The sequence below is a fragment of the Flagellimonas oceani genome (genome assembly GCF_011068285.1).
Lineage (GTDB): Bacteria > Bacteroidota > Bacteroidia > Flavobacteriales > Flavobacteriaceae > Flagellimonas > Flagellimonas oceani.
Genome location: NZ_CP049616.1, coordinates 314,906 through 339,837 on the forward strand (window position 1 = coordinate 314,906; position 24,932 = coordinate 339,837).

24 protein-coding genes are annotated in these 24,932 nt (G+C 43.7%); 7 read left to right on the forward strand and 17 right to left on the reverse strand.

The window, feature by feature from the left end:
* Positions 1–58 precede the first annotated feature (58 nt).
* Positions 59–2,008, reverse strand: a complete 1,950-nt coding sequence (gene ftsH, locus GVT53_RS01445; protein WP_166247089.1) for an ATP-dependent zinc metalloprotease FtsH — start codon at positions 2,006–2,008, stop codon at positions 59–61.
* A 6-nt stretch (positions 2,009–2,014) separates the two neighbouring features.
* A complete protein-coding gene (gene rsfS, locus GVT53_RS01450) occupies positions 2,015–2,392 on the reverse strand; it encodes a ribosome silencing factor (protein ID WP_108247160.1) in 378 nt (125 codons plus the stop codon).
* Between the two features lie 82 nt (positions 2,393–2,474).
* Between rsfS and GVT53_RS01455 the strand changes: the two genes are divergently transcribed.
* Positions 2,475–3,218, forward strand: a complete 744-nt coding sequence (locus tag GVT53_RS01455) for a biotin--[acetyl-CoA-carboxylase] ligase (RefSeq protein WP_166247090.1) — start codon at positions 2,475–2,477, stop codon at positions 3,216–3,218.
* Here the strand turns inward: GVT53_RS01455 and GVT53_RS01460 are convergent.
* Positions 3,212–3,610, reverse strand: coding sequence for an SRPBCC family protein (locus GVT53_RS01460; protein WP_166247091.1), 399 nt, complete (start codon positions 3,608–3,610; stop codon positions 3,212–3,214). The genes GVT53_RS01455 and GVT53_RS01460 overlap by 7 nt on opposite strands.
* Positions 3,611–3,616: 6 nt before the next feature.
* Entirely contained in the window at positions 3,617–4,258 is a 642-nt protein-coding gene (gene pyrE, locus GVT53_RS01465) for an orotate phosphoribosyltransferase (RefSeq protein ID WP_166247092.1), read from the reverse strand.
* A gap of 7 nt (positions 4,259–4,265) precedes the next feature.
* Here pyrE and GVT53_RS01470 point away from each other — a divergent pair, with 7 nt between their 5' ends.
* Entirely contained in the window at positions 4,266–4,865 is a 600-nt protein-coding gene (locus GVT53_RS01470; RefSeq protein WP_166247093.1) for an NUDIX hydrolase, read from the forward strand.
* On the opposite strand, the gene GVT53_RS01475 is transcribed toward GVT53_RS01470, so the two are convergent.
* From GVT53_RS01475 to GVT53_RS01495, 5 genes are all read right to left on the reverse strand, one after another.
* Entirely contained in the window at positions 4,858–6,630 is a 1,773-nt protein-coding gene (locus GVT53_RS01475) for a M14 family metallopeptidase (protein WP_240905113.1), read from the reverse strand. The genes GVT53_RS01470 and GVT53_RS01475 overlap by 8 nt on opposite strands.
* A gap of 69 nt (positions 6,631–6,699) precedes the next feature.
* The gene (locus tag GVT53_RS01480) at positions 6,700–7,113 is read right to left on the reverse strand and encodes a response regulator transcription factor (RefSeq protein ID WP_166247095.1); all 414 of its coding nucleotides are present in this window, start codon (positions 7,111–7,113) and stop codon (positions 6,700–6,702) included.
* The gene (locus GVT53_RS01485; RefSeq protein ID WP_166247096.1) at positions 7,100–8,926 is read right to left on the reverse strand and encodes a PAS domain-containing sensor histidine kinase; all 1,827 of its coding nucleotides are present in this window, start codon (positions 8,924–8,926) and stop codon (positions 7,100–7,102) included. The genes GVT53_RS01480 and GVT53_RS01485 overlap by 14 nt, the downstream gene beginning before the upstream one ends.
* 193 nt (positions 8,927–9,119) lie before the next feature.
* Positions 9,120–9,575: a pantetheine-phosphate adenylyltransferase gene (coaD, locus tag GVT53_RS01490; RefSeq protein ID WP_166247097.1), complete on the reverse strand. Its 456-nt coding sequence runs from the start codon at positions 9,573–9,575 to the stop codon at positions 9,120–9,122.
* Positions 9,576–9,608: 33 nt separating this feature from the next.
* On the reverse strand, positions 9,609–10,583 hold the full coding sequence (locus tag GVT53_RS01495; protein WP_166247098.1) for a D-alanine--D-alanine ligase: 975 nt from the start codon (positions 10,581–10,583) through the stop codon (positions 9,609–9,611).
* 79 nt (positions 10,584–10,662) lie between these two features.
* Between GVT53_RS01495 and GVT53_RS01500 the strand changes: the two genes are divergently transcribed.
* The 5 genes from GVT53_RS01500 (at position 10,663) to GVT53_RS01520 (ending at position 16,691) form a co-directional block, all read left to right on the forward strand.
* Positions 10,663–11,250, forward strand: a complete 588-nt coding sequence (locus GVT53_RS01500) for a PASTA domain-containing protein (protein WP_166247099.1) — start codon at positions 10,663–10,665, stop codon at positions 11,248–11,250.
* Between the two features lies 1 nt (position 11,251).
* Positions 11,252–12,298 carry an RluA family pseudouridine synthase gene (locus GVT53_RS01505; protein ID WP_166247100.1) on the forward strand — a complete coding sequence of 349 codons (1,047 nt, stop codon included), beginning with the start codon at positions 11,252–11,254 and terminating at the stop codon, positions 12,296–12,298.
* Between the two features lie 88 nt (positions 12,299–12,386).
* Positions 12,387–13,148 carry a peroxide stress protein YaaA gene (gene yaaA, locus GVT53_RS01510; RefSeq protein WP_166247101.1) on the forward strand — a complete coding sequence of 254 codons (762 nt, stop codon included), beginning with the start codon at positions 12,387–12,389 and terminating at the stop codon, positions 13,146–13,148.
* Positions 13,149–13,322: 174 nt separating this feature from the next.
* Positions 13,323–15,869 carry a phosphoenolpyruvate carboxylase gene (locus GVT53_RS01515; RefSeq protein WP_166247102.1) on the forward strand — a complete coding sequence of 849 codons (2,547 nt, stop codon included), beginning with the start codon at positions 13,323–13,325 and terminating at the stop codon, positions 15,867–15,869.
* Positions 15,870–15,980: 111 nt separating this feature from the next.
* Positions 15,981–16,691 (forward strand): uracil-DNA glycosylase family protein, encoded by a 711-nt coding sequence (locus GVT53_RS01520; protein WP_166247103.1) that lies wholly within the window; start codon positions 15,981–15,983, stop codon positions 16,689–16,691.
* Here the strand turns inward: GVT53_RS01520 and GVT53_RS01525 are convergent.
* The 8 genes from GVT53_RS01525 to GVT53_RS01560 all read right to left on the reverse strand — a co-directional run bounded on the left by GVT53_RS01525 (position 16,688) and on the right by GVT53_RS01560 (position 24,816).
* Entirely contained in the window at positions 16,688–18,184 is a 1,497-nt protein-coding gene (locus tag GVT53_RS01525) for a M20/M25/M40 family metallo-hydrolase (RefSeq protein WP_166247104.1), read from the reverse strand. The two genes, GVT53_RS01520 and GVT53_RS01525, sit on opposite strands and share 4 nt — an antisense overlap.
* 31 nt (positions 18,185–18,215) lie before the next feature.
* The gene (trpA, locus tag GVT53_RS01530; RefSeq protein ID WP_166247105.1) at positions 18,216–18,998 is read right to left on the reverse strand and encodes a tryptophan synthase subunit alpha; all 783 of its coding nucleotides are present in this window, start codon (positions 18,996–18,998) and stop codon (positions 18,216–18,218) included.
* An 81-nt stretch (positions 18,999–19,079) separates the two neighbouring features.
* Positions 19,080–20,264 carry a tryptophan synthase subunit beta gene (trpB, locus tag GVT53_RS01535; RefSeq protein ID WP_166247106.1) on the reverse strand — a complete coding sequence of 395 codons (1,185 nt, stop codon included), beginning with the start codon at positions 20,262–20,264 and terminating at the stop codon, positions 19,080–19,082.
* A 12-nt stretch (positions 20,265–20,276) separates the two neighbouring features.
* Entirely contained in the window at positions 20,277–20,900 is a 624-nt protein-coding gene (locus GVT53_RS01540) for a phosphoribosylanthranilate isomerase (RefSeq protein WP_166247107.1), read from the reverse strand.
* A gap of 104 nt (positions 20,901–21,004) precedes the next feature.
* Entirely contained in the window at positions 21,005–21,790 is a 786-nt protein-coding gene (gene trpC, locus GVT53_RS01545; protein WP_166247108.1) for an indole-3-glycerol phosphate synthase TrpC, read from the reverse strand.
* On the reverse strand, positions 21,787–22,782 hold the full coding sequence (gene trpD / locus GVT53_RS01550; protein WP_166247109.1) for an anthranilate phosphoribosyltransferase: 996 nt from the start codon (positions 22,780–22,782) through the stop codon (positions 21,787–21,789). The genes trpC and trpD overlap by 4 nt, the downstream gene beginning before the upstream one ends.
* A gap of 64 nt (positions 22,783–22,846) precedes the next feature.
* A complete protein-coding gene (locus GVT53_RS01555; RefSeq protein WP_166247110.1) occupies positions 22,847–23,416 on the reverse strand; it encodes an anthranilate synthase component II in 570 nt (189 codons plus the stop codon).
* A gap of 2 nt (positions 23,417–23,418) precedes the next feature.
* Positions 23,419–24,816, reverse strand: coding sequence for an anthranilate synthase component I family protein (locus tag GVT53_RS01560; RefSeq protein ID WP_166247111.1), 1,398 nt, complete (start codon positions 24,814–24,816; stop codon positions 23,419–23,421).
* Positions 24,817–24,932 lie beyond the last annotated feature (116 nt).

Below are 24,932 nucleotides of genomic sequence, written 5' to 3' on the forward strand. Positions count from 1 at the left end.
ATGTGTTCTTTTCTATTGAATCAATATAATTCTTTTAATTAGATTTTTCTGAATGATTTTATTCGGCAGGCTCCAATTTCTCCTCTTCTTTTTCAAAAGGTCTTTGGCCAAAAATCTTTTCCAGATCGTCCTTAAAGATAACCTCTTTGTCCAAAAGTCTTTCGGCAAGTTCGGTGAGCTTGTCCTTGTTGTCCTGCAACAATTTAATGGCCCGCTGATACTGCTCTTCGATCATTTTGGATATTTCCTGGTCAATTTTTTGCGCCGTTTCCTCACTGTATGGCTTGGTAAACCCATACTCGTTCTGCCCGGTCGAATCGTAATAAGTGATGTTCCCCAATTGGTCGTTGAGTCCATAAATGGTGACCATGGCACGTGCTTGTTTGGTCACTTTTTCCAAATCGCTCAGTGCGCCGGTAGAAATTTTATTGAACATTACCTTTTCTGCGGCCCTACCGCCCATGGTAGCACACATTTCATCCAACATTTGTTCTGGACGAACGATCAAACGCTCTTCTGGCAAGTACCAAGCTGCTCCCAAGGATTGCCCTCTTGGAACGATGGTAACTTTTACCAAAGGTGCCGCATGCTCCAGCATCCAGCTTACGGTTGCGTGACCTGCTTCGTGGAAGGCGATGGTTTTCTTTTCGTCCGGGGTAATGATTTTATTTTTCTTTTCAAGCCCACCAACGATTCTGTCCACGGCATCCAAGAAATCTTGCTTGTTTACGGCTTTTTTCTCTTTACGGGCTGCAATAAGTGCAGCTTCGTTACAGACGTTGGCAATATCGGCACCGGAGAAACCTGGTGTTTGCTTGGCCAAGAAGTCCAAGTCCAAAGTTTCTGCTGTTTTTATGGGACGAAGGTGTACTTCGAATATCTCTTTTCTTTCGTTCAGATCGGGAAGGTCCACATAAATTTGACGGTCAAAACGACCTGCACGCATCAGTGCTTTGTCCAGTACATCGGCACGGTTGGTGGCAGCTAGCACGATCACGTTTGTGTTGGTGCCGAACCCGTCCATTTCTGTCAATAGCTGGTTCAATGTATTTTCACGTTCGTCATTGGAACCTGTAAAGTTGTTCTTGCCCCTTGCACGTCCAATGGCATCGATTTCATCAATAAATATGATGGCCGGGGATTTGTCCTTCGCTTGTTTGAACAAATCGCGGACCCTTGATGCTCCCACACCCACGAACATTTCAACAAAGTCCGAACCTGATAGGGAGAAGAAAGGTACTTTTGCCTCACCTGCGACGGCTTTTGCCAAAAGGGTCTTACCTGTTCCGGGAGGGCCTACCAATAGGGCTCCCTTTGGAATTTTACCACCAAGAGAGGTGTACTTGTCCGGATTTTTAAGGAATTCCACAATTTCCTGTACTTCTTCCTTTGCTCCTTCAAGGCCTGCCACATCTTTAAAAGAAGTGCGGGTGTCGGTTTTTTCGTCGAACAATTTGGCTTTGGATTTTCCTATGTTGAAAATCTGTCCTCCTGCGCCTCCGGCACCACCACCTGACATTCTCCGCATCAGGTAAATCCAGATACCGATGATCAAAGCGAAAGGAAGCAGGGTCAGGAATATTTCACCCAGCACATTGGATTCCGTGTCAAACTCGACAATGGTATCCAAGTTGTTCTCTTTCTTTATTTCAGTGATTTCATTTTGGAAAATCTGCAAGTCTCCGTAATCCAAAACGTATTGTGGGACAAGTCCGCTGGACGGTAGGAGGGGTTTTTCGGCCACTCCTTTGTGTACGTCCTTTTTCAGGGCTTCCTCGGTTAAATAGACCTTGGCTTGCCGTGTGTTCGTAATTATGACGATCTTGGAGATGTCTCCATTACGTAAGAATTCCTGTAATTCAGAAGTTGTGGTTTTTTCGGTGCTCGAAAAACTGCTTCCACCAAAAAATTGGAAGCCAATAATCAAAGCGATGACCACACCATATATCCACCACGAGCTAAAACGTGGCTTTTTCGGAGCATTATTTGGGTTGTTTTCTTTTGCCATTTTTTCTTAAGAATTGTAACTGCTTTCCACCATAGTGACCTTGGCATCTCCCCAAAGTCCCTCAATATCATAGAATTCCCTAATGTGTTTTTGAAATACATGTACCACAACGTTTACATAATCCATCAGCACCCATTCGGCGTTCTCGGAGCCTTCGACATGCCATGGCTTGTCTTGTATGGCCTTGCTCACCTTTTTTTGTACGGAGGATACTATTGCGTTAACATGTGTGTTGGAAGTACCGTTACAGATGATGAAGTAGTCGCAAACTGTATTTTCGATTTCCCTAAGGTCCAGTAGATTTATGTCAACTCCTTTAACGTCTTCTATTCCTTCCAGGATCAAGGCAATCAATTCATCTGCGCTAGCTTTCTTTTTCTGCATTCAAAAAGTTTAGTTTTTACAAAGTTATGTTTTTTTTGTTTTCTTAGCCCTAGTTTTTAACAAATCGTAAAGGCTTGTCATATTGGGAAAACAATTTCAAATACTCAAACTTGATGCCACGGACTCCACAAATCAATATTTAAAGGATTTGTTGCGTTCGGAAAATCCTATGGATTATACCGTGGTTGTTACCGCACGACAACTGAAGGGCAGGGGGCAAATGGGAACGGTCTGGCGGTCGGAGGGGGGTAAAAGCCTTACGTTTAGCGTATTGAGGAGGTTTGGTGCGTTGCATGTCAAGCATCAATTTGTTTTGAACATTGCCGTTTCCATGGCTGTTTTTGATGCATTGACAGAGCTTTCGATACCGGATATTAAGGTGAAATGGCCCAACGACATAATGTCAGGTTCCAAAAAAATTTGTGGCATTTTGATAGAAAATGTCCTAAAGGGGGAAAAGGTAGGGCAATCGATTATCGGTATCGGCCTAAATGTGAACCAAACTGATTTTGCCGATTTGGAAAAGGCATCGTCATTGAAACAGATTACGGGCCGTAATTTTGATCTGGACGAACTTTTGTATGCCGTGCTGCTCAAACTTCAACATCATCTGGAGGACATTGAGTCGAAAACCGTGAAACAAGTATTGACTCCTTACGAGAAATTGCTTTTTAGGAAAGATAAACCTTCCACCTTTACAAATGCGAACAACGAAATGTTCATGGGGTTTATCCGTAAGGTTTCGCCAACGGGTAAACTTGTCATAGAACTGGAGAATCAGGTTCTGAAAGAATTCGATTTAAAGGAGGTTACCTTGCTCTACTGACCGATTTTATCCATGTTATCGGATAATGTGCCCATAAAGTTGGTGATGGGCGCCTTGATCATCATGGCCATCATGGCATTGAACTGTCCCTCGAAGCTAAGTGCCACCTCACTTTCGTTCTCTCCAAGCGACACAATATCGGCGGTTAGGGTAAACGGCAATTTATCACTGGCAGCTCCCAATACCACTTTATCGTAAGGGTTTTGTTCCTTTAACCGGAGTACAATCTCGGGCATGCCCTTTAGGGCAAATTTGAAGGTTTTTTCATCCAACACCTCGAACTTGTCTATGTTCTCGGGCATTAAGGTTTCAAAGTTTTTGATGTCCGTCAAGAACTCAAATACTTCTTTGTCGCTTTTGGCTACTTTCTTTTTGGAGGCTTCAATGTGCATGGTAAATTATTGTTTCCATTCTTGTGGATTAGATCTCCACTCCAACAGGGTCTTTAATTGTGATTCTTTGATGTAATTGGTCTCAGATGCCTGTTCGATCAAATGCTCATAATCCGATAGGGTATGGAGTTCAATGCCTTCTTTATCAAAATTTTCCGTGGATACTGGAAAACCATACGTAAAAATGGCGATCATTCCCTTTATATCTGCATTTTGTTCCTTGAGGGCCTGTACGGCATTAAGGCTACTGTTGCCGGTGCTTATCAGATCTTCGATGACCACAACGCTCTGTCCGGCTTCAAAATAGCCTTCGATTTGATTTTGCCTGCCGTGTTCCTTAGGTTTTGGCCTTACGTAAACAAAGGGCAGCCCCAAGGCTTCGGCCACCAAAATACCTATCCCGATGGCACCTGTGGCAACGCCGGCAATAACATCTGGTTTGCCGTACAGGTTCTCTACCTGTTTGGCTATTTCTTCCCTTACAAAATTCCGAACCTGCGGATAGGACAGCATGATCCTGTTGTCGCAATAAATAGGGGATTTCCAACCCGAAGCCCATGTAAAAGGATTTTCAGGTTCCAACTTAATTGCATTAATTTGTAATAACAGCTCAGCTGTTTTTTTTGCGATTTGCTTATCTAAAACCATTGCGCAAATGTATGAAGTTTTTGTTAATGAGGCTCCACTGATTTTAACAAACGAGCGCCCCCAGGATTCCAATGGTAATTTGTTTTCTTTGGATGGTGATTCCATTGTTGAGGCCATAAAACTTTTGTCCAAAAAGAAAGTAAAAAAGGCTTACCTGTACCATCCGGATGAGAAGAAGATTCTGAAACTTTTTATGCATAAAATACCTGTGGTTGTCGCTGGCGGAGGTTTTGTGATCAATAGAAAGGGCAAGGTGCTTTTTATCTTTAGGAATGGAAAATGGGACCTGCCCAAGGGAAAGGTAGATAAAGGCGAGTCGATCGAGAATGCCGCAATTCGCGAAGTTGAGGAGGAAACTGGCGTTAAAAACCTGGTGATCGAAAGATTTCTACACACCACCTACCATATTTTTAAGCGCAACGGGGAATACCGGTTAAAACAGACGCACTGGTTCATTATGTCCACCGATTACACGGGCAAATTGTTGCCAGAAAAGTCCGAAGGTATCAAAAAAGTAAAGTGGAAAGGCGCTAGAAAGACCAAGAAGGCATTAAAAAATTCTTACCATAACATAAAGATATTGTTCGAGGACTGGCCCTTTAATTAGGGAGCAGACCTGCGGCTTCGCTGCCTTTTGCAACTCGGTATATGGGGTAGCTCATGTAGGCTTCCTCAAAATGTTCGGAGCGTTCAAAAATCCAATTGAGCTGTGCGTACCAGTTATTGGCGAAATTGAGCTCGGCTTCTTTTTTGGCCTCGAACTCCTTTGATAGCAATGAGTCTTGCTGGAGCATTTTAAGTGCAACATCTTCGAAAACGTAGGGAGAAAAACCTTCTTTGCGTTGCAGAACGGTGTCAAAAAAGTTCCAATTAAAGAAGGAATCTACGCCTTGCGGTTCCAAGGTTTCCATAAGGTACCTTATTCCTGGCTGATGGGTAGGTATCAATAGGTCACCTTCCCTAAAATGGACTTTTTTGGTGTGCTTTGTGACTTTGGTGTTGGAATGAAGGTAATGTCCTTCGTAAGGGGCATTTCTTGTATCGTAATCCTCAATGGTGTACTCTTCCACCAAAAGTGTGGTGTCTTTTTTGATGGCCGTGTATTGAATTTTATTGGCATCCAGTCGCTCTATCACTCGTTTCCAGCTTTTCTTGACAATATAGGCGGCAGGGACTTGCACTGTATCTGCCGGATAAAAATGATCTTGATAAACGGTCTCCTTGGTAAACGGTCTGTCCCTATTGTATTTTAGCCTTGGAAGCCCGGTGACTTCACTGGTAAGTTGTTCGGCTTCAAACCCTTTAAAGTTAAGGATGGTGGTTTTTGTGGTGTCCACCTGCCAATTAAAATAGTATTCGGAAAGGTCCAGATTGTTCTCCAGTGTCTCTTTTCGTAAGGTTTTGATTTTTTCGTGCTCTGCCTCGACTACCTCTATCAAACTCTGCATTAGGGCGTAAGTCCCCTCCACACGTTGTTTGTAAGGTTTTAGCATGTGCGTTTCCACCATTAGCCCCAATGTGCTCCATAATGTGGTGTATCCCGTGGAATATCTTGGATGGTCCATAAACTGGCTGAATCCCTCCTCTGGGGGCATATTAAAAACATTTACGTAGGGTGTAATGCCCCATTCCTTATCGGCCAACGAATCCTCAAGGTTCGGCATAAGGGTATCATGAAGGTATTTGCCCATTTCACCGCCCAATTTGTTGTGCTGGGTAAAAAGATGGGTCAAAGTATATTGATAATCCGCGCCATTGCTCACATGGTTGTCCACAAAAACATCGGGTTTTACCGTATGGAATATTTGTGCGAAGGTCTTGGCATTTTCGGTATCCATTTTAATAAAATCCCTATTAAGGTCATAATTGCGGGCATTGCCACGGAAACCATATTCCAACGGGCCGTTCTGGTTGGCCCTTGTGGTGGAGTTTCGGTTGAGCGAACCACCAACATTGTATATGGGTATGGTAACAAGTACGGTATTCTCGGGCATTTCCAGTTTGCCGGTGGCAAGGTCACGATATAGCATCATGGTGGCATCAATGCCATCGCTTTCCCCGGGGTGTATGCCGTTATTTATTAGGATGATCGATTTTTCCTTGCGGATGTTCTCATAATTAAAATCCCCATCAGGATTAAAGGTGACCGTATGCAACGGCAAACCACTATCCGTTTTCCCTATCGTATGAATATTGATCTCCGGAAAATCGCGGGCCAGGGTGATGTAGTAGTCAATGGTCTGTTTATAGGTAGCGGTTTCTTTCCCGTCCGACAGCTCAAAATGGGTGGGGTACGATGATTTTTCGTCCTGTGTTTCGGATTCACAGGAGATCAATAGAAACAGGGCCGTAAAAAAAACAATGTACTTCACAATAACTCGGGAACTTTGGTTGGTGCCAAACATCTGTTTTGCTGCGCCAAAAATACGGAATATTATAATTTATGAAGCTACATTGATACAGCCAAGATGATTTGGTTCGATTTTAAAAAGGGGTTTGTTCGTAAAGTTGAGCGCATAGGGACACCTGTCCTTGAAACTGTTCCACTTTTTGTGGTCCAGTGGATCAATGGAAGAAGTGATCATGTTGATGATGATATGATCATTGATGTCCAATTCTATGAGCTCGTCAAGAAATTCCCAGCCATCCATAATGGGCATGTTGATGTCCAGAAATATGACATCGGGAATCGGTTTTTTTGATTCGTGCCTTTCCAACAGCGCATCAAAGGCTTCTTTGCCGTTCTGAAAAATCTGTATATCCTCACATTCAGCAGCGGATTTCAACATTTTTTTTATGCCAAATACCGTGATGGGGTCATCATCCACAATAAAAATAGAACTAATTTTCTTCATTAAAACTTACATTGAATGTAGTGCCTCTATCAACTTCGCTCTGCACTGTTATACTTCCGCCCATGGCCTCAATTTGATTCTTTACCAGGTAAAGACCAAAACCTTTGGCATCTTTTCTGTTATGGAACGTCTTGTACATTCCAAAAATTTTATTCCCGTACTTGTCAAGGTCAATGCCCATGCCGTTGTCGGAAATGCTCAGTTGGGTTCCCTCTGGGGACTTGACTGCGTTAATGGTTATCAAAGGTGGCCGGTCGGGGTTTTTGTACTTTATTGCGTTGGATATTAGGTTTATTAAAATACTGTCAAGATAGGCGGGTACACTTTTTACCTCTATGCTTTTGTCTATGTTGTTGATGATTTCGGCATTGCTTTTTTCCAATAGGGCGGATAGGTTCTGTATGGCCTTTTGGATGCTTTGGTCTAGGTTGACCGGTTTTTTGGTCACTGATGCATTGGTGTTTACATCGACCACTTGATTAAGGTTGCCAAGGGTCTCCAAAAGGTTGTCGGAAGCTTGGGAGAGCATCGCAATGATGCGTTTTCTTTCGTCGGTATCTTTTTCCGAGTTCAAAAACTCCAATAGCATGGAAAAGTTGGCGGAATGTGATCTTAGGTTATGGGAGACGATGTGCGCAAAACTGATAAGTTTTTGGTTTTGGTTAGAGACAACATCGATCAAGTTGCGCAATTGTTCCTCTTTTTTCTTCATGGAGGTAATGTCGAGGCTCATGCCAATGAGCCCGCATACTTTTCCATCCAGATCAAAATATGGAATTTTGGATGTTAAAAAATAGGTGGCCTTACCGTTAAGGGTGCTTTTGGTTTCCTTCCCGATCATCGGGGTCAGGTTTTTCATTACAGCCAGGTCTTCTTCCCTCGAAATGTTGGCGACTTCATTTGTGTAGAATTCAAAATCTGTCCTGCCCACAATGTCTTCGGCCTTTTTGCCCAAATATGTGCACTCACTTTTATTGACCAATATTTTTCTGGATTCCAAGTCCTTCACATAAACGTTCAATGGAAGGCTATCGACCATGGTAGACAATAGTTGTTGGTGTTCCTTTACTTTGGTCTCTGCCTCTACATGATCGTGAATATCCTTGATGGTGCCGAACAATTTGACGACTTTTCCATCGCTAAGAAAGGGCTTTCCTGTAATTCTGACCCATCTTTCCTCACCGTTGAAGGTGGTGATCAATAATTTGGCATCGTAGGATTGATGTTGTGTGATGGCCTTGTGGAAAAGCATGGAAACTTTGTTCCTGCTGTATCCCGGCTGGAAAAATTCAATCGCCTCGATTGTGGTGGGTTCATAACACACCGGAACTTGGTGTATCCGTTTTGTTTCCTTGCACCAAGTCAGTTTTTCGGTTTCAGTTTCATATTCCCACCATCCGGTTTTGGATACTTCTACCTTGGTTTCAAGAATGTTGTTGAGCCAATCGATTTCCTGTTGTTTTTTTACTTCGGAAGTAATATCATCCGTCTGTACAATGGTGCCTACCACATTCTCTTTTTCATCGAACCAAGGGGCAAAATAACTTTTGTAATGTCTACTAAGATTATTTTTCACCACTGTATGTTCAACGGTAAAGGTCTTACTTTTCTTAAGCTGTTGCTTTAGGTCCAAAGCCTTGGGATAGAGCGGAAAAATCTTGGTTTGGTGATTGTTGTCCTGCGGGGGCAGTCCAAAAATATCGAGCCAAGAACTGGAAGCGTCCAACAGGATGCCTTTTTTGCATAGAAGTGCAGTTGCCTTTGGCAACTGTTTCAATAAATAAAACTGGTCAACTCTTTCAACTGCTTTCAAAACTCGGGGGTGTTTAAAAAACGTTCTACCTCTCAGAAATTTCAGACTAAACTATGATTATTGACCAACACAACGCACTTAATGTTGCGAAAGCAATAATTCATGTGGTATTCAAAAGGCTGGACATGGTTTACTAAATATAGAAAAGAAAGAAACCACCTACAAAAAAAATCGACCAAATGAACTTTTGTAATTACTTGACCACCACGGTTTCGGGAACCAATCCCGTATAATCTCCACCGTTTCGTATTACATCGCGAACAATGGATGAACTGATGTAGGATTTTCCGGAGGATGTCAACAGGAACACGGTTTCGATTTCGGAGAGCTTTCTATTGGTGTGGGCAATCGCTTTTTCAAACTCAAAATCCGCCGGATTGCGCAACCCCCTGAGAATAAAGGTGGCATCTATTTTTTTACAGAAGTCGACGGTCATGCCCTTGTAGGTGGTCACTTTGATTTTAGGCTCATCTTTAAATGCATCCTCGATGAACTTTACCCTTTCTTCCAAGGTAAACATGTAATTTTTGTCGGCATTGATTCCTATGGCGATGACCAGTTCGTCAAAAAGGGTCACGCCTCTTTTAATAATATCGTAATGCCCTAAAGTGAGTGGGTCGAAGGAACCGGGGAACAATGCGCGTCTCATGTTGTGGTTTAAAGTTTCTTAAAAATACGGTTTCTATCGCAAAGCTTCAACAATGGCACTGTCAAATAACTCTTCAAGTGAAATTCCTGCGGTTTTTGCCTGTTGCGGCAATAGGCTCTCTTCCGTTAACCCAGGGGTCGTGTTTATTTCGAGCAGATGAGGCACATCGCCGATAAAAATAAATTCGCTACGGGTATAGCCTTTCAGCCCAAGGGTCTTATAAATAAATTCAGCCAATTGCCTTACGTTCGATTCCTGCTTTTCTGAAATCCTTGCAGGGGTTATCTCCTGTGATTTGCCCAAATATTTGGCCTCAAAATCAAAAAAATCGTTCTCCGAGATAATCTCTGTGGCCGGCAGTACGGTAACCTCGTTGTTGAAAGTGATCACACCGACCGAAACTTCCGTGCCGTCCAAAAAGGATTCGATGATGATTTGTGAATCTTCCTTAAAAGCCGTTGCTATGGCATTGGCCAAGTCTGCTTTGTTGTGCACTTTTGAAACACCGTAGCTGCTTCCGGCCCTATTGGCTTTTACAAAACAGGGCAGCCCAACCTTGTCCACAATGGCATCGTCATCCACTGTTTGTCCCTTGTTCAGATAATAGGATGTGGCGCAAGGTATTCCGTAGGGTTTTAGAGTGCTCAAAAGATCACGTTTGTTGAACGTGAGAGCAGCTTCATAATGATCGCAAGAGGTATGCGGCATTCCCAGAAGCTCAAAATACGCCTGCATGAGCCCATCTTCTCCCGGAGTTCCATGGATCGCATTGAAAACACAATCAAATTGAACTTTTTTGCCATGTATCCCAACACTGAAATCGGACCGCTCTACGGCATGTTCCTGTTCCAATTCATCCAAATAGTACCATCGATACTTGGTAATCACAATCCGGTAAGGATTATATTTTTCCCTGTCCAAATATTTGTGCACCACATTTCCGCTCTTAATGGAAATATTGTGCTCACTGGAATAGCCGCCCATAATGATGGCAATGTTCTTTTTCATTGTATAATAAAATAACGCAAAGCCAAAATAAAGAAAAAAGGGCTGGCTTTCCTATATTTGTTCCGATAAGGTGAACTACATGAAAAATTTTTTCAACTTTTTAAAGAGCAAGACTTTTTTGATTCAATTGGGATTGGCGGTCGTTGCAATTCTGGTTTTGGTCTTTGTTGCTTTACAGTGGCTCAAGAGCACCACGAACCACGGTGAATTTGTTGAGGTGCCGGACTTTTCCAAAATGTCGGTTTCGGAGATGCGCAAGGCCGTGGAGGATGCCGGACTTAGATATCAAGTTTTGGATTCGTCGGAATATAATCCCGATTACCCACGGTTCTCCATTTTGGAACAAAATCCACCCGCAGGAAACAAGGTGAAGTCCAACCGTAAAATATATTTTACCGTAAACCCATCAGGTTATAAAAAGGTAAGCGTGCCGGATATTGTGCAAGTTACCCAAAGAAATGCGGCTTCTATGTTGAAGGCGGTGGGACTGGAAGTGGAACGAGTGACCTATATTGACGAACTGGGCAAGGATATGGTTTACCGAATGAAGCATAAGGGGAAGTATATTAAACCTGGCGACCGATTGCCCAAAACATCCAAAGTGGAATTGATCTGTGGCAACGGTACCATTCCGGGAAGCGCAAGGGTACAGGCAGAATCCAATTAAAATGGATATTTCGGATAATCAAGAAGACTTTTCCCAGGACGACCTTTCGCAGGACGACCTCTATGAGCACCATGGTTTTACCGCCTCCAAGGGCCAAGAGCCATTGCGTGTGGATAAATTTTTGATGAACTTTATTGAGAACGCTACACGGAACAAAATCCAACAGGCCGCTAAAAAAGGCCATATCTGGGTCAATGGTTCCATTGTTAAGCAGAACTATAAAGTAAAGGCCGGGGACGAGGTCAAGGTGATGTTCGAGCATCCGCCCTATGAGTTTTTGTTGACACCGGAGAACATTCCCTTGGATATTGTTTATGAAGATGACGTGCTCTTGGTGGTGAACAAACCTGCGGGCATGGTAGTGCATCCCGGGCACGGAAATTATTCCGGTACTTTGATCAATGCATTGGTCTATCATTTTGAGAACCTTCCCAACAACAGTTCCGATAGGCCTGGGTTGGTACACCGTATTGATAAGGACACCTCTGGTTTATTGGTGATTGCCAAAACAGAGTCGGCCATGACCCATTTGGCGCAGCAGTTCTTTGATAAAACCAGTGAACGTGAATATGTGGCCTTGGTTTGGGGCAATGTTGAAGGGGATGAAGGAACCATTGAGGGCCATATTGCCCGTAACCCCAAAAATCGTTTGCAGATGATGGTCTTTCCCGATGGAAGCGATGGCAAGGAAGCAGTTACCCATTACAAGGTCATCGAACGTTTGGGATATGTTACATTGGTTTCCTGTAAGTTGGAAACAGGTAGAACCCACCAAATTCGGGTGCACATGAAATACATTGGGCACACACTTTTTAATGATGAGCGCTACGGTGGCGACAAAATTCTAAAGGGCACCACTTTTACCAAATACAAGCAATTTGTTGAAAATGCCTTTAAGACATTGCCGCGACAAGCTTTGCATGCCAAAACCCTCGGTTTTGAGCATCCCGTTACCGGTGAGTTTATGCGATTTGATTCCGAACTGCCTGAAGATATGGTTAATGGAATCGAGAAGTGGCGTGGCTATGCCAAACATCACGAATCATAGCTTTCTTCAATCTTAAGATTGAAAACACCATTGGAATGCCCTTCCAAAAAAGGAAAAACCTCGCTATTTTTACAAAAATCAGAAGAAAATGAAAATTGTGATATCTCCTGCAAAGTCGTTGGATTACGAAACCGCTTTGCCCACATCAAAATACACCCGGCCCGAATTCTTGGAACAAGCGGAAAAATTGAATGCCGTGCTCAAAAAGAAAAAGCCCAAGGCCTTGATGGATTTGATGTCCATTTCCGATAAACTGGCCGACCTGAACTGGGAGCGCAATCAAAAATTTGAAACTCCTTTTACCACGGAAAATGCAAGACCGGCAGTGTATGCTTTCAACGGCGATGTGTACCAAGGTTTGGATGCCTACACCATTCCAGAGGATAAATTGGACCGCTTGCAAGATACCCTGCGAATTTTATCCGGCCTTTACGGAGTGCTAAAACCTTTGGATTTGATGCAGCCCTACCGATTGGAAATGGGGACGCAACTGAAAGTGGGTCGTAAAAAGAATCTGTACGAATTCTGGAAGAAGGACATTGTCAACTTTCTGAACAACGAACTTGCAGATGACGAATTGTTCGTAAACTTGGCGAGCAACGAATATTTCAGCGCTGTGGATGACAAAAACCTTAAGGTTCCCGTCATTGCCCCAGTCTTCAAGGATTGGAAAAACGATAAATTGAAGGTCATCAGTTTCTTTGCCAAAAAAGCCCGCGGTTCCATGGTCCGTTATATACTGGATACGGGAGCCGAAACGCTGGACGATATCAAGAATTTTGATTATGACGGATATCTCTTTAGTGAAGAGCATACCGTCAAGAAAAACGAACCCGTTTTTGTCCGATAAAAAACTTTGGTAAAATCCGAAGTAATCTTTAAGTTATAAGCCACAAGGCATGTTGTTACGATTGGAACTGCGCATGCCTTAAATTGTGATACACTTAAATTTAACCCAGAGGTTACACTTTATTCACGACCTTTGAGTGTTCGACTATTTTTTACACTAACATAAAACAGATTCATGCAGCAAACTAAACGGTTAGAAGAGTTTAAAAAATCGGTAACCAATAAGTTCAATATCTATAACAGCCTTTTCCTGAGCTTGCCCTACAAGAATGTGGAAAACGTGGGAATCCTTATTCCACTTTTACTAGATCAGTGCGAAAAAGGATTAAAGGCAGGTAAGGATCCCCAAGAAATATTGGAGGTATTCTTTTCCAATTTTGTGGATATTCAGGACGAAAGGGAACGCTTGGATTTTATGTTCAGGATCGTACAATATGTGGAGCGCCAAGTGGTGCTTTACGATAGTGTTGAGGATTCCGCATTTCCCAAACTACAGGAATATAGCAGTTCTTTGACCATACCCGATTATTTTGAGTTGGTGAACCGTACCAAAAATTGGGACAAGGTCTCCAAAAAATTGTCAACCTTTAGTGCACGTATCGTATTAACGGCGCACCCTACGCAGTTTTATACACCAGCCGTCTTGGATATCATTGCCGAGCTACGCTCGTTGATTCATGAAGACAGGATTCACGATATAGATGTGACCCTTCAACAATTGGGATTGACATCGCTGATCAATGCCAAGAAGCCAACACCTTTGGACGAGGCAAAAAACATTATCTATATTCTTCGTAACACCTATTACGATGCCGTTGGAGAACTGTACCAATACGTGAAAAGCAATATCCGTGACGAAAAGTTCGAGAACTATAATTTGATGAAGCTTGGTTTTTGGCCGGGCGGTGACCGGGATGGAAACCCGTTCGTGACCGCGGACATTACCAAGGAGGTGGCCGACGAGCTACGACTCACCTTGATGAAATGCTACTACAACGAATTGAAGAATCTACGCAAAAAACTCACGTTCAAGAGTATGCAAGAAGAAATCAATACGTTGAGCACAAAGCTATACCATGCCATGTTCGATTCCAATGCACCAATTTCCTATGAGGAAATCATCGGTCACTTGGGCAAGGTGAAGAATGAATTGGTGGAGCATTATCATGGACTGTATTTAGATGAACTAGACCGGTTCATTGACAAGGTTCACATTTTCAAAACACATTTTGCCACGTTGGACATCCGTCAAGATCACAGCAAGCACACCTTGGTGGTAGAGTCCGTTTTAAAAAAGAACGGGGTCATCAAAGAAAGCTTGGACGAGCTCAAAGAAAAGGAATTGGTGAAGTTGTTATTGGAGAATGATTTTAAATTGGATGCAAAGGATTTTGATGATGATATCGTGAAGGACACTATCGTCAATATCCAAAATTTAAAGGCAATCCAAGAGAAGAACGGTGAGGACGGGTGCAATCGCTACATCATCAGTAACTCGGAGGATATTTTCTCCGTACTGTTCGTGTTCGGATTGTTCAGATGGTGCGGATGGAACGAGAAGGACATCACTTTCGATATTGTTCCATTGTTCGAAACAATGAAAGGCATGGATGCTTCCGAAGAAGTGATGCAGACCCTGTTCGATATTCCAAAATACAGACAACACCTAGAACGAAGAAGAGATATACATACCATAATGCTCGGTTTTTCCGACGGTACCAAAGATGGTGGTTACCTAAAGGCCAATTGGTCCATATTAAAGACCAAGGAAACCTTGAGCAAGGTGTGCAAGAAAAATGGTATTGCAGCCATATTCTTTGATGGTAGGGGAGGACCACCGGCTAGAGGTGGGGGGAAGACGCATAGATTCTACGCCGCACAGACAAAAGACGTTGCGAACCATGAAATCCAACTTACCATCCAAGGGCAGACCATTACCAGTACCTACGGTACTAAAGAGCAGTTTATGCACAACTCCGAGCAATTATTGACGGCCGGGTTGAGCAATAACTTGTTTGGTAAGGAACTTACTATTTCGGCCTCGCAAAGAAAATTGATCGAGGAACTTTCCGAGCTCAGCTTTGATAAATATGACGCCCTGAAACAGCATGATAAGTTTATCCCATACCTGGAAAATAGGAGTACCTTAAAATATTATACAAAGGCCAATATCGGCAGTAGGCCCGGTAAGCGTGGTAGTGCAAAACAGCTGACACTTTCCGATTTACGGGCCATCTCGTTTGTGGGCTCTTGGAGTCAATTGAAACAAAACGTGCCCGGCTACTTTGGATTGGGATCGGCTCTCCAAAAATTAAAGGACGAAGGACGGTTGAACGAGGTCAAAAAACTGTACAAGGAGGTTCCTTTCTTTAAAGCGTTGATGCTGAACAGTATGATGTCATTGGCCAAGACCAATTTTGACCTGACCAGTTACATGAAGGATGATCCCGAGTTTGGGGACTTCTGGAAGATACTTTTTGAAGAATATCAATTGTCCAAGAAAATGCTTCTGCAGATTTCCGGACTTAAGATTTTGATGGAAGATGAAGCAGTATCGAGGGAATCCGTGAAAATCAGGGAAAAAATCGTGTTGCCATTGTTGGTGATTCAGCAAAACGCCCTGTACCACATCACCCAAAATTCCGAATACAAAGAATTGTACGAGAAAATTGTGACCCGCTCGTTATACGGAAACATCAATGCGAGTAGGAATTCGGCTTAGTGCCCAATTCGATCTGGTCGTAAAATAATCAAAAGCAGCAATCAGTATAATGCAAAACGTATGGCATTGTACTGATTGTTTATTTTTGCACAAATACGAACAATCTTTATTTTGAGTTCACGACTATTCAAGCATACACATCCCTATAAACCCTTTTTGTTAGAAGAGGCCACCAAGTTGATTGTGGGCACCTTGCCGCCACCACGGTTTACCACGGGCGAATTAAGGCCGCAAGATGTGGATTTTTGCTATGGAAGCTGCAACGGTCAGCTTTGGCCCATTTTGGACCGAATTTTTAATTTGGGTTTAAAATATGAGACCACGGAAGAGGCAGTTGAGCAACGAAAAGAATTCTTGATCGATAATAGCATAGGGGTCTGTGATATTGTCGAAAGTGCAGAACGCGAAAAAATCGATGCTTCTGACCTGGGCATGCAAAACGTAGTCCTACGGGATTTGACAGGCTATTTAAAAAAACACCCCAATATCCAGACGGTATTGTTCATGGGCGGAAACAGTAAAAACGGTCCCGAATATTTCTTTCGCAAACAGTTAAAAGAATATGGGCTAAAATTAAAAGTTGTTTCCAACCAAGTGCCTCGAATCCATCATCTGGAGCTGCACTTTGAATCTGATATGTCAGTCCGAGCGCTCCCGAAAGCTATCGGGACGAGAACAGTAAAAACCGTTTCCCTGACAGCTCCTTCGGGAGCTGCCAATCGCGCTGTGGGAAGTTTACAGGCTTACAAAGATTTAAAAAGCAAAAATCCAGATTTCAATACCCTTGATTTTAGGGTAATGCAGTATCGGGAGTTTTTTTAATTCATTTCAGAAGAAAGAATCCCGTAAAATGCTTTAATGCCATACGCCAACTGACCAATTTTGATGTTCTCGTTGGGACTGTGCTGGTTGTTGTCCGGATTGACGACCGGAACAATAAAGGCAGGAATCTTCAACTCGTTGATAAAAGGTGCAATGGGTACGGTGCCGCCCATGGTTTGTATCCGAATCACCTCTTCTCCGAAACTTTTGTTTAATGTGTTCACGATAAATTTACCATAAGGATTGTCCAGCTCAGTGCGGAATGCGTCCGTAACACTGCCTTCTTCCACGGTCACGATTTTATCAAACTGCATTCGCTCTTCTTTGGAGGGCTTGTGGTCCAATACTTTGTATCCTTGTTTGCTGATATGGTCTTTCACCAATTTTTTGAGACGGTTGCCATCAGTCTCCACCACCAATCTCAAATCCAGTTCGGCCGTGGCACTTTCCGGCACAATGGTCCGCGCTTTGTCACCGACCCAGCCCGAACCCAAGCCACGAATGTTCAAGGAGGGATATTGCAAGGCGGCTTGATAATAGTTGCCCACTTTTTCGGCAGTTTTAAATTGTAGTTTCTCCGCAATGGCCTCATCGCTATCGGGAACACTTTTTAAAATGGAATCCGTGCTTTCATCAATGGAAATACCGTCGTAATAGCCGGGAATGGTAACCCTGCCATCAACATCCTTCATAGTGGCCAAAAGTTGCGCCAACTGAAATCCCGGATTAGGCGCGTAATTACCATAATGTCCGCTGTGTTGCGGTTTTATGGGGCCGTAGGTGGTCAGGGTCAAAGTGGTAATGCCACGACAACCATAAACCACGGTCGGGTTTTCCGAAGCATGAACAGGACCGTCCACGATCATCAAAAAGTCGGATTCCAACAGTTCACGATATTGTTTTACGGCGGCTGGTAGGGGATTACTGCCCTTTTCCTCTTCACTGTCCAGAATCACCTTGATGTTGAAGGGTATTTCCTTGCCATCTTTCTTCAAGAGGTCCATGGCGTTCAAAAGCATCACAATGGGCGATTTGTCATCGGAAGTGGACCTGCCGAACAAACGCCAGTTATAATCAATGTCGTCATCCATTTCATCAAATGAAACGGTCTCAAATCCACCATCAGCCGGTTTTTTGAGCACTACTTGATAAGGGTTTAGTTGGTCCCATTTGGTCGGATCAACGGACTGTCCGTCAAAATGCATGTAGATCAGTACCGTTGGTTTGTTTGCGTCCATTGGCATCGCTGCAAAGAACAAAGGGAGTCCTTCGGTATCCAAAACCGCGGTATTGAAACCCCTGTCCCCAAATTTTCGTTTGAGCCACATAATGTTACGGTCAATATCCGCAGCATCGAGGGCATCATTGGGAATGGCAATAAATTCCCGGATCTCATTAATGGCGTCTGCCACTTGCGATTTAATGGCCACATCGTCTTGGGCAAAAAGTGAAAAACCGAGGAATGAGCAGATAAGGAACAGCGTTTTTTTCATGTTACCGTTGAATGGTTATTAGAGGTGAAATTTAACGAATTTGCTTTACAAAGTCACCAATGTTATCGACCCCATTTGCTGTTAAATGTTTGATGAAGGCCGAACCGATGATGGCTCCTTTGGCTTTTTTGGTCGCTTGCTGAAAGGTCTCGGCATTGCTGATGCCGAATCCCACGATTTGTGGATTTTTCAAGCCCATCTTGGCAATACGTTCAAAATAGTCGGATTGTTCCGGTCCAAAACCTTGTTTGGCGCCCGTGGTACTGGCCGAACTCACCATATAAATAAACCCTTCGGAAGCATCGTCAATGGCTTTGATACGTTGTTCACTGGTTTGCGGGGTGATCAAAAAGACGTTGATCAATCCGTGTTTTTTGAAAATTGGCTCGTATTCTTCCGTGTACACATCCAAGGGCAAGTCTGGCAGAATGAGCCCATCGATACCGATTTCCTCGCATTTGGCACAAAACTCCTCCACCCCATATTGAAGCACAGGGTTAAAATAGCCCATCAAAATAAGCGGAATGGAAACCGATTTGCGGATATCTTTGAGTTGCTCAAAGAGCAATGCCGTGTTCATTCCATTTTTAAGGGCGGCCGTGGAACTTTCTTGGATCGTGGGGCCATCGGCCAATGGATCACTGAACGGAAGTCCTATTTCGATGAGGTCCACTCCATTTTTCTCCAAATCTTGGATGATTTTTACGGTGTCGTTCAGCTTGGGATATCCTGCGGAAAAGTATATGGAAAGGATTTTTCCTGCCCGTCCGGCAGGCGGGTTGTCCTCCTGTAATTTTTGTTTGATTCGGTTCATAAGAAAATGAGTATCTATTACCCCTTTGAAGGGGGCAAGGGGCGTCAAAACACCCCTAAAGTCCCCTCGAGGGGACATTATCTATAATTTAAAATAATCAATATAGTTCTGTAAATCTTTGTCGCCACGGCCTGACAGGTTGACCACCACCACATCATCGGGCTTGAATTTCCTGTTCTCAAAAATGGCCAATGCGTGGGAAGTTTCTATTGCGGGTATGATTCCTTCCAGTTTGGAAAGCTCCAAACCGGCATGCATGGCATCATCATCCGTTATCGAAATAAATTCTCCCCTGCCCGAAGCGTACAAATGTGCATGCATCGGTCCCACACCGGGGTAATCCAGTCCTGCTGAAATGGAATAGGGTTCGGTAATCTGTCCATCTTGGGTCTGCATCAACAGCGTTTTGCTGCCGTGAATGATGCCCACTTTTCCCAAAGCGGAGGTGGCCGCACTTTCACCGGAGTGAATTCCTTTTCCGGCAGCTTCCACGGCAATAATACCCACTTCGGGAACATCCAAATAATGATAGTAGGCCCCAGCGGCATTGCTTCCACCGCCCACACAGGCCACAACGTAATCCGGGTTTTCACGGCCTTCTTTCTCTTGAAGCTGATTTTTGATTTCCTCCGAGATTACGGATTGAAAACGTGCCACCATATCCGGATAGGGATGCGGCCCAACGACGGAACCAATGATGTAATGCGTGTCCACAGGATTGTTGATCCAGTCGCGGATGGCTTCGTTTGTCGCATCCTTCAAGGTTTTACTGCCCGATTTGGCCGGCCTTACCTCGGCTCCCAACATTTTCATACGGGCCACGTTCGGGGCTTGGCGTGCAATGTCGATTTCTCCCATGTACACAATGCACTCAATGCCCATTAGTGCACAAACGGTTGCTGTGGCCACTCCGTGCTGACCTGCTCCTGTCTCGGCTATGATTCGGTTTTTGCCCAGCTTTTTGGCCATTAGGATTTGACCAATGGTGTTATTGACTTTGTGGGCGCCGGTATGGCACAGGTCTTCTCGTTTGAGATAGATTTTTGTATTGTATTTTTCTGATAAACGGTTGGCGAAATAAAGTGGGGTGGGCCTGCCCACATAATCTTTGAGCAATTGATGGAACTCCTCTTTGAACGAAGGTTCCTCCATAATGCCCAGGTAGTTTTGCCGTAGCTCTTCGCAATTGGGATACAACATTTCCGGGATAAAAGCTCCCCCAAACTCACCGTAATATCCCCTTTCATCGGCATGATAGCTTTTCATTGGTTTTAATTTTTAGTTACGAACGCTCTTCAGCGATTCGATGAATATTTTTAAATCTTCCATATTTTTTAATCCAGGTGCTGTTTCAAACTTACTGTTCACGTCGATGGCGAAACAGTTTTTGGAAGCTGGACTGTTTAAAAATGCTTTCAATTTCTCTTTGGAATCCAAGCCTATGCCTCCGCTCAGAAAATAGGGCTTGTCGGATGGATACTTTTCCAGAACAGACCAGTCAAAGGTGTAGCCGTTGCCACCTGGTAATCTTCCTTTGGTGTCAAAGAGGAAATAATCACAGACTGCTTCATAATCTTTCAGGACATCAAAATCAAAATCATACTTGATGGAGAATACTTTGATGATGTCACTGTTCGACTGACGAAGGGCAGCGCAATAATCAGCACTTTCCTTCCCATGGAGTTGCACGGCATTTAATTGATACTGCTCCGTTTTTTCCAAAACCTCTTCCAAAGGCGCATCCACAAAAACGCCCACTTTTTTGATGGAACTGGGCAATGGAGGCATTTCCCCCACAAAATATCTGGAAGAAGGTTCCCAAAAAATAAACCCCATAAAATCCGGTCGCAAGGTTGCCACCTCTTCAGGATTATGGTTCATGCCGCAGATTTTTAGTTTCATAGTTGCTATTTTGTCCGGTCGAGTGTTTTGAAAGTTGTTTCAAAATGTATCGAGACCGCTATTTCCCAATACGATTGACCAAAATCAAATCACTCGAAATGACGTTATGCGATGATCTTATTAATAAATTCTTTTGCACTTTTACCGGGTTCATCGGTCTTCATAAAATTTTCCCCGATCAAAAATCCTTGATAGTCGAATTCCTTTAATTCGCGAATGGCTTCCACCGAGCTGATCCCGCTTTCGGATACTTTCACAAAATCATCGGGTATTTTCTTGGACAGCGATTTGCTGATCTCCAAATCAACCTCAAAGGATTTAAGATTACGATTGTTCACCCCCAACATATCCAAGCTGGGCATCAGGGATTTTTCGAGTTCCTCTTCGTTGTGCACTTCGAGCAACACATCCAACCCTAATTCTTTGGCCAATTTGGACAGGGTCTTGATTTCTTCTTTGGACAAAATGGCGGCGATCAATAAAATGACATCGGCACCGTAAGCCTTGGCTTCCACGATTTGATATTCATCTATGATGAACTCTTTTCGCAAAATGGGAATGTTGGTGGATGCCCTTGCAAGTACGAGGTCGTCCAACGAACCTCCAAAATATTTGCCATCGGTGAGCACGGACATCCCGCAGGCGCCTGCATCGGCGTACCCTTTGGCCACCTCTTGTATGCTCAAACTTTGATTGATCACGGATTTGGATGGTGAACGTCGCTTGTGCTCGGCTATGATACCCGAATTGCTTTTGCGCAATACTTCTGCCAATGAAACGGAGGTACGCTCCATCATCACGGAAGCCTCCAATTGGGGCAGGGTGATGAGCGATTTTTTTAAATCGACCTCCTTGCGTTTATCGGCTACTATTTGTTCTAGGATATTCATTGGGCACTTAATTTTTGCAATTTCTTCAATGCTTCCAATCCCTTTCCGCTCAACAACGATTCTTTTGCTTTTTCAAAACCTTGTTTTGGAGAGGTGCCCTCTACTGTGGCAATGGCGACACCTGCGTTGGCACAGACAACGTTGTTTTGTGCATCGGTACCTTTTCCTTGTAAAATGTCCATGAATATTTGGGCGGATGCCGCTACGTCTTCTCCACCAACGATTTCTTGCTGTAAAACTTTTTCAACCCCAAAATCTGATGGTTTCAACATGGATTCGGTGTTGTTGGATATGGTTTTTGTGTCGCCTGTCAACGAGATTTCGTCATACCCGTCCAACGCGTGTAAAACAGTGAATTTTTTATCGGTGTTCTGGTATAGATAACCGTACATTCTGGCCAATTCCAGATTAAAAACGCCAACCATTTGATTTTTTGGAAACGCGGGATTTACCATAGGCCCCAACATATTGAAAAATGTTTTTACGGCCAACTCCCTTCTGATGGGGGCTACATTTTTCATGGCTGGGTGAAAAAGGGGTGCGTGCAATACGCAAATACCGGCTTCCTCGATGGTTTTCTTTAGAAAATCAGCCTCATTACTGAATTTGATTCCTAGAAATTCCATCACATTGCTGCTTCCACATTTTGAGGAAACCCCATAGTTGCCGTGTTTGGTCACATGGATTCCCGCTCCTGCCGTGACAAAGGAGGCCAAGGTGGAAATATTGAAGGTGTCCTTGCCGTCCCCACCTGTTCCGCAAAGGTCAATGGGGTCGTATTCAGCGAGGTCTACGGCCAAACAAAGTTCCAAAAGGGCATCACGGAAGCCTTCCAATTCTTCAATGGTCACGCTCCGCATCATATAAACGGTTAAAAATGCGGCAATTTGTGATGTATTGTAATCGCCCTTGGCAATGTTCACCAATATCTTTTTGGCTTCTTCCTTGGGAAGTATTTCGTGATTGATCAGTTTGTTTAAGGTCTCTTTCATTGTTTTTAGATGTGAGAGATTAGATGTTGGATTTTAGAGAATTCTCAATTCTCATATCTCGCTTCTATTTTCTATTGAGCCAATTTTTTAGCATTTGTTTTCCTTCAGGTGTCAAAACGGATTCTGGGTGAAACTGTACGGCCGTAACATCATATGCTTTATGCCGCAGAGACATTACTTGTCCGTTTTCATCCACCGCGGTGGTTTCCAAAACATCGGGCAAATTCGGGTCCACCACCCAAGAATGGTACCTTCCCACTTGAAGGGTTTTGGGCATATCCTTATAAATAGGGTCGTCTTTGGTCACAGTTATGGTAGTGTCCACGCCGTGATATACTTGGTCCAAATTGATCAAGGTGCCCCCAAAAACTTCTCCAATGGCTTGCAGCCCCAAACACACCCCAAATATTTTTTTTGTTGGTGCGTAGGTTTTTATGATGTCCTTTAAAAGTCCGGCTTCATCAGGAATGCCAGGACCGGGTGAAAGTACTATATATTCAAAAGGTTCCACTTCTTCCAAGGTGAGCTGATCGTTCCGTTTTACGGTAACCTCACAATCCAGATCCTCCAGATAGTGCACCAAGTTGTAGGTAAAGCTATCGTAATTGTCTATCATTAAAATCTTTCTTCCCATGCTTAGATTGTTTCGGCAATTTCCAGCGCTTTGGTCAATGCGCCCAATTTATTGTAGGTTTCTTGGAGTTCGTCATCGGGATTGGAGGCAGCCACCAAACCTGCACCTGCTTGGTAATATAGTTCGTGATCCTTGCTCAAAAACGTTCGGATCATAATGGCGTGGTTAAAATTGCCGTCAAAATCCATGAACCCGATGGCGCCGCCATAGTACGAGCGACTCGTTTTCTCGTACTTTTCAATGAGCTGCATGGCCATGTGCTTGGGTGCGCCACTCAACGTTCCCGCAGGAAAGGTGTCGGCGACCACCTTCATTGTGGTGCTTTCCTTTTTCTTTTGTCCGGTTACTTTGGACACCAAATGAATCACGTGAGAGAAATACTGTACTTCCCGATAGGTTTCCACATTCACGGTGTTACCGTTGCGGCTCAAATCGTTTCGGGCCAAGTCCACGAGCATTACGTGTTCGCTGTTCTCTTTTTCGTCCTGCGCCAGTTTTTTTGCCAATTCGGCATCTTTTTCATCATTTCCGGTACGTTTATAGGTTCCGGCAATGGGGTGTATCTCGGCTTTGCCATCCTTGACAATGAGCTGGGCCTCGGGAGAGCTCCCGAAGATTTTAAAATCACCGTAATCAAAATAGAAAAGGTAAGGGGAGGGGTTGATGGAGCGAAGTGCCCGGTAGACATTGAACTCGTCTCCCTTGAATTTTTGTTTGAACCTTCTGGAGAGCACCAATTGGAACACATCGCCTCGTTGGCAATGCTTTTTGGCAAGTTCCACCTGTTCTTTGTAGTCCTCATCTTTCAAGTTGGATTCTGGTTTACCCTCTTTATTAAAATTGTAGGATGAAAAGGTACGGACGCTGAAAAGTTGCTCCATTTCTTCCACATTGCTTTCGGTATCGTAACAATGGGCGAACAAATAGGCCTCGTTCTTAAAATGATTGATGGCAATAATATTTTGGTACACCGCGTAGTAGATATCCGGAATGTTTGCAGAATCTTGCTTTTTGGAAATTGCTACATCCTCAAAATAACGCACGGCATCATAGGCCATATACCCGAACAATCCATTATAAATGAATTTAAAACCATTTTGCGTGGTTTTGAACCGCTTGCTAAAGTTGTGAATCATTTCGGTAACATCCGTGCCGGGAGTAATTTCGGTTACTTCCTTTGAACCATCTGGAAAACGTTGTTCAATGGTCTCGTTCTCTACTTTAATGGATGCGATAGGGTTGCAACAGATGTACGAAAAACTGTTGTCGTTGGCGTGGTAATCGCTACTTTCGAGCAGGATGCTGTTGGGAAACTTGTCCCTGATCTTCAGGTAGACGCTCACGGGCGTAATGGTGTCCGCGAGGATTTTTTTGTAATGTGTGGTTAGGGTGTAACTCATTTGGTACTTATATAAATTAAAAAAGGCCTGTCGTGATGACAAGCCTCTTGTATGGTTATAATGGGGACTTAGCTCACGACGTTTTTCGTAAGTTCATCCACCACCAGTTATTTGCT

Bases quoted from the DNA above. Each gene is read 5' to 3' on its own strand.
- GVT53_RS01555 (WP_166247110.1), bottom strand. From the start codon at position 23,416: ATGGGAAGAAAGATTTTAATGATAGACAATTACGATAGCTTTACCTAC.
- GVT53_RS01560 (WP_166247111.1), bottom strand. From the start codon at position 24,816: ATGAGTTACACCCTAACCACACATTACAAAAAAATCCTCGCGGACACC.
- GVT53_RS01460 (WP_166247091.1), bottom strand. From the start codon at position 3,610: ATGCACATTGAAGCCTCCAAAAAGAAAGTAGCCAAAAGCGACAAAGAA.
- pyrE (WP_166247092.1), bottom strand. From the start codon at position 4,258: ATGGTTTTAGATAAGCAAATCGCAAAAAAAACAGCTGAGCTGTTATTA.
- trpC (WP_166247108.1), bottom strand. From the start codon at position 21,790: ATGAATATCCTAGAACAAATAGTAGCCGATAAACGCAAGGAGGTCGAT.
- GVT53_RS01525 (WP_166247104.1), bottom strand. From the start codon at position 18,184: ATGAAAAAAACGCTGTTCCTTATCTGCTCATTCCTCGGTTTTTCACTT.
- yaaA (WP_166247101.1), top strand. From the start codon at position 12,387: ATGAAAATTGTGATATCTCCTGCAAAGTCGTTGGATTACGAAACCGCT.
- trpA (WP_166247105.1), bottom strand. From the start codon at position 18,998: ATGAACCGAATCAAACAAAAATTACAGGAGGACAACCCGCCTGCCGGA.
- coaD (WP_166247097.1), bottom strand. From the start codon at position 9,575: ATGAGACGCGCATTGTTCCCCGGTTCCTTCGACCCACTCACTTTAGGG.
- GVT53_RS01505 (WP_166247100.1), top strand. From the start codon at position 11,252: ATGGATATTTCGGATAATCAAGAAGACTTTTCCCAGGACGACCTTTCG.
- ftsH (WP_166247089.1), bottom strand. From the start codon at position 2,008: ATGGCAAAAGAAAACAACCCAAATAATGCTCCGAAAAAGCCACGTTTT.
- GVT53_RS01500 (WP_166247099.1), top strand. From the start codon at position 10,663: ATGAAAAATTTTTTCAACTTTTTAAAGAGCAAGACTTTTTTGATTCAA.
- rsfS (WP_108247160.1), bottom strand. From the start codon at position 2,392: ATGCAGAAAAAGAAAGCTAGCGCAGATGAATTGATTGCCTTGATCCTG.
- trpD (WP_166247109.1), bottom strand. From the start codon at position 22,782: ATGAAAGAGACCTTAAACAAACTGATCAATCACGAAATACTTCCCAAG.
- trpB (WP_166247106.1), bottom strand. From the start codon at position 20,264: ATGAAAAGCTATCATGCCGATGAAAGGGGATATTACGGTGAGTTTGGG.
- GVT53_RS01495 (WP_166247098.1), bottom strand. From the start codon at position 10,583: ATGAAAAAGAACATTGCCATCATTATGGGCGGCTATTCCAGTGAGCAC.
- GVT53_RS01540 (WP_166247107.1), bottom strand. From the start codon at position 20,900: ATGAAACTAAAAATCTGCGGCATGAACCATAATCCTGAAGAGGTGGCA.
- GVT53_RS01470 (WP_166247093.1), top strand. From the start codon at position 4,266: ATGTATGAAGTTTTTGTTAATGAGGCTCCACTGATTTTAACAAACGAG.
- GVT53_RS01515 (WP_166247102.1), top strand. From the start codon at position 13,323: ATGCAGCAAACTAAACGGTTAGAAGAGTTTAAAAAATCGGTAACCAAT.
- GVT53_RS01480 (WP_166247095.1), bottom strand. From the start codon at position 7,113: ATGAAGAAAATTAGTTCTATTTTTATTGTGGATGATGACCCCATCACG.